The following is a 10,037-nucleotide window of genomic DNA, read 5'->3' on the forward strand; positions in this document are numbered from 1 at the left end:
CGGCGGGCGCAGTGGGCTCGGCCTGCTCAGGGGTGGCGGAGTCGGGCTCCGTCGCGGACGTGGCAGTGGGGTCCAGCTCGGTGTCGGGCTGCTTCTGCTCGGTCACGGTGTGCTCCTTCACGGGTTGACGGGGTGGGACCGGTGAGCCGGTCCGTTCCGTGCGCGCCCGACCCGTGGGGCCGGGAGGTGTGCGGATGTCGCCGGAAGGCGACAGTGCTCAGGAGTCTACGTCCTCACCGCACCGTCGTCAGGCCCCGCCGGACGCTCCCCCTCGCCGAGATCGGGACATATGCCCCCTCGAGATGCCATAGGTACCGATCTCGAGGTGCCATATCTCCCGATCTCGCTGACCACCCATAGCCGCAGACCCCTGGGAATCAATCGCCTATGCTCGCGCCATGATCCTCGAGCGCACAGTCGCCCCCGTCTTCGGCGCCAACTGCTATGTGCTCGCCCCGGGCCCCTCGTCGCCCGCGGTCGTGGTCGATCCGGGCGCCGGAGCCGTCGGCGGGGCACTGGCCCTCCTGGGCGCTCACCGGCTGAGCCTGGGAGCCGTCCTGCTCACCCACGGGCACGCCGACCACGTGTGGGACACCGCGGCACTCATCGACGCCGCCCGGCAGCGGGGGGTGGTCACGGACGGCGCCCAGCAGGTCCCGGTCTACATCCCGGCCCCCGACCTCTACCGCCTCGATGACCCCGCGGCCACGACCGGTATCCACCTGATCACCGGAACCTCCTTCGCGGACCTTGTGCCGGGCCCCTGGCGCAGGCCCAGTCAGGTGCGGTCCTTCCCCCAGGAGGGCTTCTCCCGGGCAGTTGAGCTGACCCCCGGACTGGCGCTGCGGGCGGTGGCCGCTCCGGGGCACTCCGAGGGCTCGAGCCTGTTCCTCCTGGAGGCGGCGCTGGCGGACAACGCCCTGCTACATGAGGCCGAGGCGGCCGACGAGGATCCGACGACCGCCGACCAGGTGCGCGACTACCTCGTGGCCCTGGCCGGGGACGTCATCTTCAAGGGATCGGTCGGGCGCACTGACCTGCCGGGCGGGGACCAGGTCCAGATGCTGGGCACGTTGCGCTTCCTGGCCTCGGCGATCGCCCCCGAGACCGTCCTGCTGCCCGGTCACGGGGCGGCCACGACGATGGCCCATGAGCACCGGGGCAACCCGTATCTGGCGGAGGCCAAGGTTCGTGGGGGAGATCTGCGGGCCTGAGCCCGGCGGGCTCCGGCGCCCCGACCGCAGAGCCGGCCGCCCCGCCGGCCGTGACACAATGCCGCCCATGGTGACCACCGCCCCGGCGCGTCAGGCGCTCTCCACCTTGTCCGGATTTCCCGAATGGCTGCCCGCCGGACGCGTCATCGAGCAGCACTTCCTGGACACGCTGCGTCACACCTTCGAGCTCCACGGCTTCAGTGGGATCGAGACCCGCGCGGTCGAGCCGGTGGACCAGCTGATGAAGAAGGGCGAGACCTCCAAGGAGGTCTACCTGCTCTCCCGGCTCCAGGCCGACCCGGCCGCTGAGCCGACCGACCCGTCCAAGCAGCTCGGCCTCCACTTCGACCTGACCGTGCCCTTCGCACGCTACGTCGTCGACAACGCAGGCCTGCTGTCCTTCCCCTTCAAGCGTTACCAGATCCAGAAGGTCTGGCGTGGCGAGCGCCCCCAGGAGGGTCGTTTCCGGGAGTTCATCCAGGCTGACATCGACATCGTGGGAGACGGGGTGCTGGCGCTGCACCACGACGTCGACGTCCCGCTCATCATGCACGAGGCCCTCACCGCCCTGCCGATTCCCCCGGTGACCATCCACGTGTCCAACCGCAAGGTGGCCCAGGGCTTCTACCAGTCCCTGGGCGTGGCCGATGCCGACCTCATCGAGGTGCTGCGCGTGGTCGACAAGCTCGACAAGATCGGCCCCGATGCCGTCGCGGCCGAGCTCGTCTCGGCGGTGGGCACCACCGAGGCGCAGGCGCGCGCCGCCCTGGACCTGGCCACCATCACCGGCACCGACCCCCACCAGGTCGGCGCCCGCGTGCACGACGCCCTCGACGGCGCTCCGGCCACCGGCCTGCTCAGCGAGGGCCTCGAGCAGTTGAGCGCCCTGCTGGAGGCGGCCGCACGCCGCCGTCCGGGCGCAATCATCGCCGACCTCAAGATCGCCCGCGGACTGGACTACTACACGGGCACCGTCTACGAGTCCTTCATGGCCGGCCACGAGGACCTCGGCTCGGTGTGCTCGGGCGGCCGCTACGACAGCCTGGCGAGCAACGGCAAGCGCACCTTCCCCGGTGTGGGCATCTCGATCGGCGTCTCCCGGCTCCTGGCACGCGTCATGGCCGCCGGTCTGCTTGACGTGACCCGCGCCGTGCCCACCGCGGTCCTCGTGGCGGTGACCGACGAGGAGCACCGGGGGGCCTCCGACGCCGTGGCCGACGTCCTGCGCGCCCGGGGCATCCCGGCCGATGTCGCCCCCAGCGCGGCGAAGTTCGGCAAGCAGATCCGCTTCGCCGACCGGCGCGGGATCCCCTTCGTCTGGTTCCCCGGCGGTGAGCAGGGGACGGACTCGGTCAAGGACATCCGCTCCGGGGAGCAGGTCGAGGCCGATGCCGCCACCTGGGCTCCCGCCGACCCGACCGACCTCGCCCCACGGCTCGTGGCGCTCGGCGACCCCGGGGACCCGCGCCGGGGGGAATGAGCATGCCCGCCTCCCACGCCGCCCAGGGCGGATACGGGGCGGCGCAGGCCGCCCTGGCCCACCTGCACGACCGTCTCGGCTCCCTCGAGCTGCCCTACGAGCTCGGGATGACGGCGGGGGCCGCGGCTCGGGCGGCGCTCCTGCGCGACCAGCTGGGCGACTACGTCCTGCCTCGCCTGGCCAGCCTGGACGCCCCGCTCCTGGCCGTGGTGGGCGGCTCCACCGGTGCGGGCAAGTCGACGCTGGTCAACTCCCTCGTGCGACGCCGTGTCGCGGCCGCCTCCGCCATCCGCCCCACCACCCGGCGCCCGCTGCTCCTCCACGCTCCCCAGGACCGGGAGTGGTTCGACTCGCCGCGGGTGCTCGGCTCGCTGGCACGTGTGCGCGTGAACGCGGACGCGCCGGCGGCTCGCGCGCAGCACGTGACCGCCCGGGAGGTGGAGATGCGCCCCTGCGACGCGCTTCCCGCCGGCCTGGCACTCCTGGACGCTCCGGACGTCGACTCGGTGGTCGAGGACAACCGCTCCCTGGCCGCCGCGCTGCTGGCCGCCGCGGACCTGTGGCTCTTCGTGACCACGGCCGCCCGCTATGCCGACGCCGTCCCCTGGGAGCACCTGCGCGCCGCCGCCGACCGCGACATCGTGGCCGCCGTCGTGCTCAACCGGGTGCCCCCGGGCGCAGCGGGGCAGGTCGAGACCGACCTGCGCCGGCGGTTGGACCGGGCCGGCCTCGACCACGCGCCCGTCCTCACGCTGCCCGAGACGGGGCTGGACGACGAGGGCCTCCTGCCGGCCGGGGTCGTGGCACCCGTGCGCGCGTGGCTCTACTCCCTGAGCGCCGACCGCTCGGCCCGCCGGGAGGTTGCGCTGCGCACTGTCACCGGGGCCCTGGGCGCCGTTGTGGCCGAGACCGGTTTGCTCGTGGCCCAGCTCGACGCCCAGGAGACCCAGCGCGAGGAGCTCGCCCGGGCCGCACGCGGCGCCTATGCCGAGGCCCGGGCCGCCGTGGAGCGGGCGACGGCCGACGGCGCCATGCTGCGCGGTGAGGTCCTGGCCCGCTGGCAGGAGCTGGTCGGCACCGGCGAGCTGTGGCGCGGCCTGGAGTCCTGGGTCGGCCGGGTCCGGGACCGGGTGACGGCGGCCCTGCGCGGCGGCCCCGGTCGTACCGCCGACCTGGAGGAGGCGATCGAGTCCTCCCTGGCGGGACTCCTGGTCGCCGAGTCCCAGCGCGCCGCCCTCGACGCCGAGCGGGCGTGGAGACGCACCGCCACGGCCCCCCGCCAGCTCGCCGTGGCGACGGCGGCCCTGCCCGACGACGACCAGCTGGCCGCCCGGGCCGCCGGACTCGTGCGCGACTGGCAGTCCAATGTCCTGGAGCTGGTCCGTGCCGAGGGTGCCGACAAGCGCCTCCGGGCGCGCATCCTGTCCTTGGGGGTCAACGTCGTCGGTGTCGCCCTCATGGTTCTCGTCTTCGCCCACACCGGCGGTCTGACCGGCGGTGAGGTCGGTATCGCCGGGGGCACCGCCCTGCTGGCCCAACGGGTTCTTGAGGCCGTCTTCGGCGACCAGGCCATGCGTCGGCTGGCCGAACGTGCTCGCGCCGACCTGCTCGACCGGTGCACCGTGCTCCTGGACGACCAGTGCGGGGCCTTCATCGGTGCGCTCGACCCCCCGGCGCCCACCGGGGCCGAGCTGCGTGACGACCTCGAGCGGGTGCGCACCGCCCTCGGGGGCCACCGGCCGGCGGACACGGGGGAGGACCGGTGAGCGGCAGCGCGGTGCAGGACCTCGAGCGGGTCATCGAGCTGGCCGGTCGTTTCGAGGCCTGCCCGCCCGAACCGCAGGTCGGCACGGTCCTGCACGAGGCGCGCGAGCTGGTCGAGCGCACCGGCCGCCGCCGCGGCCTGGCCCCGGGCTGCACGGTCGTCGCCCTGCTCGGTGCGACCGGCTCGGGCAAGTCGAGCCTGTTCAACGCACTGACCGGGACACGCGCGGCGACCACCTCGGTCATCCGGCCCACAACCAGTGAGCCACTGGCTGCAGTGGGCCGCCCCGACGGGCCCGACACCGACCCCACCGAACTGCTGGACTGGTTGGGCGTCGGCAACCGCCTCGAGATCTCCGACGGGTCCCTCGGGCCGGGGACGGTGGTGCTCGACCTGCCGGACATCGACTCGGACCGGCCCGAGCACCGGCGGAGGGCCGAGTCGATGGCCGGAGCCGTCGACGTCCTCGTGTGGGTCCTCGACCCGGAGAAGTACGCCGACGGCGTCGTCCACCACGACTTCCTGGAGCCGCTGGCCACGCACGACGCCGTCATGCTCGTCGTCCTCAACCAGCTCGACCGTCTCGGTGCGGCCGAGCGCGAGGCGGTCCTGGCCGACCTGCGCCGCCTGCTGGACGCTGAGGGCCTGGGTGGTACCGAGCTTGTGGCGCTCAGCGCCCGCACCGGTCAGGGCGTGGACGCGCTGGCCGCACGCCTGGCCGCCCTGGCGGCCGCCGGCCGCGCCGCCGAGGCCCGCCTGGCTGCCGACCGGCGGAGGCTCGCCCGGGACCTGCGGCAGGTCCTCGAGGTCGGTGGGTCACCCCAGGCGTCCACCGGCCGGCGCTCCGATGAGCTGGGTGAGGCCGCTGCTCGCGCCGCGGGCGTCGACCAGGTCGAGCACGCCGTCAGGCAGTCCGCCGAGCTGGCGGCCATGAGGCGGGTGGGATGGCTCCCGCTGCGCTGGGTCGCCCGGCTGTGCAGCGACCCGCTGCGTCGGCTGCACCTGGGTATGGCCCGCCCCGCCGGGCAGGACCCGACCTCCCCGGTCCCGCCCACCTCCATGGCACCACCGGGTCCGGTCGCCGTCGGTGCGCTGCGCGTGGCCGCGCACCGCGCCGCCTTGGCGATGACGGCAGGGACTCCCGAGCGGATACGCACCGAGATGGTGGCCCGCACCCGCGCCCGCGCCGAGGCACTGGCCCCTGCGCTCGACGAGGCGGTGGGGCGGACCGACCTCGAGGCCACTGGCGAGCCCCGCTGGTGGGGGGCGCTCGACCTCCTCCAGCGCCTCCTGGCGCTGGCCGCCGTCGTGGGTGGGCTGTGGCAGACCGTCCTCGTCCTGGCGCGCAGCCACCTGCTCATCGAGGTCGACCCGCCTCGCTGGGGTGGGGTGCCCTGGCCGGTCATCCTGCTTCTGGGCTCCTTGGCAGCCGGGTTGCTCCTGGCGGCCCTGAGCTCTTGGCCGGCACGGGCCGGTGCCCGGCGGCGAGCCGCCAGGGTCGGCAGGCGTCTGCGGGCGGGCACGGACGCGGTTGTCGAGCGAGAGCTGTACGAGCCCCTGCGTGCCGATCTGGCCGACTGGCGGGAGCTGGTCGGTCTGCTGACGGTCCTGGAGCACCGGTGACGGACATCGTGCCTCCCCGGCCGTGATCAGGCACCGGTGTTGATGGCGGTGGCCGGCCAGCGGTGCTCGGCCGCCTCGGCCAGGGCCGAGCCGATGCCGTCGTAGATGTTGATGACGGTGTCGACACCCCGCTCGCGCATCTGACGGGCCTCGTCCTCGTATCCGGCCACCGCCATCACCTCGCCGGCGAAGTCGTGGTGCTCGATCCAGTCTAGGACCGCGAGGTTGGCTCCGGGCTCGGACATGGCCAGCACGGCGGTCCGCACGGCGCCGGTGCCCAGCCGCTGCCAGAAGTCGGTGTCGGTGGCGTCGCCCTCGACGACATTGAGACCCTCGGCCTGCAGCGCGGCGACCTTGTCGGTGTCGGAGTCGACCCCCATGACCGGGATCGGCACCGTCTGCCCATGGGGCACGCCGTCGTCGGCGACCAGCTCGTCACACAGGCGCCGGTAGGCCGTGCGCCCGACCCGGCCCATGCCGAAGATGACGACCTCGACGCCGGAGACGTCCAGGGGAGCCTCGGCCGGGTGCAGCGCGTCGGGGGCGTGATCGGGCATCCGGTGGGACAGGCGCTGCACCAGCGCACCGGGCCGCTTGTTGATCACCGAGGCAACGACGAAGGACAGGGCCACCGCCACCGACAGGCTCTGGAGCCACTCGGGGCCCAGCATCCCCCGGGACACCCCCACCGAGGCGACGACGAGTGCCAGCTCGGAGTAGGAGGCCACGGCCAGTCCGGTCAGCACGGCCGAGCGATGGCGCAGCCGGTAGAACCACAGGGCGGCGGTGTAGGCCGCCGAGCGCAGCGGCAGCAGCGCGACGAGGACGAGCGCCATGACCAGGGACCCCCACGAGGGCAGGCCGGCCGACCCGACGGAGACGAAGAAGGCGACGAGGAAGAGCTCCTGGATCGGCCGGAAGGACTCGGCCAGCTCGACGGAGCGGGGGTGGCGGGCCAGCAGAGCCCCCATGACGAGTGCCCCCAGCGTCCCGGGCAGGCCGACGGCCTCGAAGAGCTGGTATCCCGGCAGCAGGCCAACCGCGATGCCGAGCAGGGCGAGCATCTCGCGGTGGTGCACCCGTGCCATGACCCTGCCCAGGACTCTCGCTGCGGGGACCAGGGCCACCAGTGCGAGCGCCCAGGGGCTGGGTGCGGACCCCGCGATGAACACGAGCAGCACGATCGAGCTCGTGTCCTGCAGGATCGAGGTGCCCACCGCGATGCGCCCGTAGAGCGCGGGGGCGTCGTCGCGGTCCTCCAGGATCTTCATGATGACGACCGTCGAGGAGGAGGCCAAGGCGAAGCCGAGCATGAGGGCCGCCGGCCAGCCTGCCGTGGCTCCGACCGTCAGGCCCACGACCAGGACCGTCACCCCGATGACAAGGGTGGTCGCCGCCGTGATGGCCACCATGGTCACGGCGGCGGTGCCGGCGATGAGCCGGCGTCCCAGGGTGCGCAGATCGAGGTCAAGGCCGATGGAGAACAGCAGGAGGGCGGCCCCCAGGTCCCCGACCGTCTCGACCCAGCCCGGGGTCGGCCATCCCAAGGCTCCTAGGAGAAAACCGGCTGCGATGTAACCCACCAGCGGCGGCATCCTGAGCACGGCGGCGGCGAAGCCGAGGACGAGGACGGCGACGAGGTGGACGGCGAGGGTCATCGATGGTCTTCCGGGCGGGTCGGGGGCGGGTGGGGTCGTCGGCTCCGCATCACCCTGCGGCGGGGGTGGGCTCCGGGCTGAAGCGCCCGGTCGCACGGTCCGTAACCCCGTCCCGGGGGTCCCGGGGACGGGCGTTCTCCGGCTGACCGTCGGAATGGTCCTGGCCGTCCGCGGCGGGCTCCGAGCCGGAGTCGAAGCCCTGCGGCGCGTCCCCGGTCGTGATCGCCTGGGCGACGGCCGAGCCCAGCGCGTCCTCGATGTTGAGCACGGTGTCCGCCCCGGCACGGCGCAGTGCCCGGGCCTCGTCGTCGGTGCGTGCCACGGCCAGGACCTCGCCGTCGAAGCTCGAGCGGTTGAGCCACTCCAGGACATTGACGTTGGCTCCGGGCTCATGGATCGCCAGGACGGCGGTCGTGGCGTGCACGGCGTCGAGACGCTCCCAGAACCCCTGATCGGTGGCGTCGGCCTCCAGGACGTTGAAGCCGCGCCGGCGCAACGCGGCCACCTTGGTCGCGTCGTTGTCGATGCCGAGCACGCCGGTCATGCCGTCGTCGTACAGACGCGTGTACGTTGAGCGGCCCACCCGGCCCATGCCGAAGACGACGGCGGAGACCTCGGTGAGGTCCAGGGGCCTGTCCTCGGGGTGGATGCTGTCACGGGGGCGGCGCGGCACTGCCTCGCTCAGGCGCCTGACCAGCCGGGCCGGGGCGCGGTTGACCGCTGCCGAGACGATGAAGGACAAGGACACTCCCAGCGCGACACCGGGCGCCCAGGCCCGGTCGAGTAGGCCGAGGTCGATCCCGACGGCGACCAGGACCAGGGCCATCTCACTGTACGGGGACAGGAGGAGGCCGCTGAGCACGCTGGTGCGCCGACGCATCCGCCCCGCGCGCACCACGGCCGCGTGGACGGCAGGGCGCAGCGGCATCGCGGCGAGCATGACCACGGCCAGGAGGCCCGAGGAGACCGACAGCGTCGTAGCCAGGCCGATCGACACGAACAGGCAGGCCACCAGCGCGTCCTCGACCGTGCTCAACGCCCCGCCGAGCTCCTTGGCCGCCGGGTGGCGTGCCAGGAGGGCGCCGATGACCAGCGCCCCCAAACGGCCGTCGACGGCGACGGCCTCGAACAGCGCGTAGCCCAGGACCAGCGCGGTGGCGATCCCGAACAGGGTCCGCATCTCACGGTGGTCGATCCGGTCCAGGACCGCGCCCAGCAGGCGGGAGACGGGCCACAGCGCGATGAGCGCACCGGCCCACGGGCTGGGAGCGGGCGCCCTCAGGATGGTGAGCAGGAGAACGGCCGCCACGACCTGGAGGACGAGCACACCCGACACGAGGCGCCCGTAGACGGCGCGGGTGTCGTCTCGCGCCTCGAGCAGGCGGACGGGCACAGCGACCGAGGACAGGGCCAGGGCGAAGCCGACGAGAAGCGCCCCTGCCGGGGATGGGGCCTCCAGCGGCTCGAGGACGGCCGCCACAGCCGCCACGATGCCGACGCCCAGGCAGGTCAGCACCGCCGTCGACGTGGCGGCCGTGGCCAGGAGCCTCCTGCGCATGAGCGGCCAGGGCCGCAGCCGCAGACCCACCTTGAACAGCAGGAGGGCCAGGCCCAACTCCGCCAAGGAACCGATGACCTCCAGGCGCGGCGCCCCCGCGGCCGACAGCACCAGGCCGGCGGCCAGGTAACCGACCAGCGGGGGCAGACGCACCGCCGACGCTGCCAGACCCAGGACGACGACAACGATGAGGTACAGGCCGGCAGCTGTCACAGGTCCCTCTCGCGTCCGCCCCGCCTCCGGTCAGCGTGGTCTCACAACAGTGTCAAGTCAGGCTCGAGATCGCCATCAGCGGCATCTCAGCGAGTCAAAACACCCACCACGGCTCGTTTATTCCCCTCGGGCGGCGCAGGCCGGTGCGCCGGCCGGTATCACCAGCGGTCCGTGCGCTGCTGACCGCGCTCCTCCCGGCGCCCCCTGGCAGGGCCCTCGGAGCGGAAACCGCGCCGGGAGCCCTCGCCCCGGTCTTGGCGGTCGTTGCGTCGGTCGTGGCGTCGGTCATTGTGCTGGTCGTCCCGGCGGTCGTAGCCCCGGTCGCCCCGGTCATCGCGGCGGTGTCCGCGCTCGGGGCGGTCCTGCCAGCGGCCCGCCTCCCGGCGCTCACCCCGGTCACGCCGCTCGGAGCGGTCGTAACCCCGGTCGCCCCGGTCCCCCCGGTCATCGCGGCGGTACCCGCGCTCGGGACGGTCCTGCCAGCGGCCCGCCTCCCGGCGCTCACCCCGGTCACGCCGCTCGGAGC

Annotated in this window: 6 protein-coding genes and 1 pseudogene; 4 read left to right on the forward strand and 3 right to left on the reverse strand. The window is 73.6% G+C overall.

Going from position 1 to position 10,037, the window contains the following annotated elements:
- Positions 1-398 precede the first annotated feature (398 nt).
- Genes Q4C85_RS11345 through Q4C85_RS11360 form a run of 4 tightly spaced genes read left to right on the forward strand, consistent with a single transcriptional unit; the run spans position 399 to position 6,082 of the window.
- Complete coding sequence (locus tag Q4C85_RS11345) at positions 399-1,214, forward strand: MBL fold metallo-hydrolase (protein ID WP_303142183.1); 816 nt, start codon at positions 399-401, stop codon at positions 1,212-1,214.
- Between the two features lie 58 nt (positions 1,215-1,272).
- A complete protein-coding gene (gene hisS / locus Q4C85_RS11350; RefSeq protein WP_303142185.1) occupies positions 1,273-2,694 on the forward strand; it encodes a histidine--tRNA ligase in 1,422 nt (473 codons plus the stop codon).
- Between the two features lie 2 nt (positions 2,695-2,696).
- A complete protein-coding gene (locus tag Q4C85_RS11355) occupies positions 2,697-4,460 on the forward strand; it encodes a dynamin family protein (protein ID WP_303142186.1) in 1,764 nt (587 codons plus the stop codon).
- Positions 4,457-6,082, forward strand: coding sequence for a GTPase (locus tag Q4C85_RS11360; protein ID WP_303142188.1), 1,626 nt, complete (start codon positions 4,457-4,459; stop codon positions 6,080-6,082). Before Q4C85_RS11355 ends, Q4C85_RS11360 begins: the two co-directional genes overlap by 4 nt.
- Before the next feature lie 26 nt (positions 6,083-6,108).
- Here the strand turns inward: Q4C85_RS11360 and Q4C85_RS11365 are convergent, their stop codons facing one another.
- The 3 genes and pseudogenes from Q4C85_RS11365 to Q4C85_RS11375 all read right to left on the reverse strand — a co-directional run.
- On the reverse strand, positions 6,109-7,740 hold the full coding sequence (locus tag Q4C85_RS11365) for a cation:proton antiporter family protein (protein WP_303142190.1): 1,632 nt from the start codon (positions 7,738-7,740) through the stop codon (positions 6,109-6,111).
- 49 nt (positions 7,741-7,789) lie between these two features.
- Entirely contained in the window at positions 7,790-9,511 is a 1,722-nt protein-coding gene (locus Q4C85_RS11370; protein ID WP_303142192.1) for a cation:proton antiporter family protein, read from the reverse strand.
- Positions 9,512-9,669: 158 nt separating this feature from the next.
- Positions 9,670-10,037 (reverse strand): annotated as a pseudogene (locus Q4C85_RS11375) (DEAD/DEAH box helicase); the annotation flags it as partial.

This window comes from Actinomyces sp. (assembly GCF_030524025.1).
Lineage (GTDB): Bacteria > Actinomycetota > Actinomycetes > Actinomycetales > Actinomycetaceae > Actinomyces.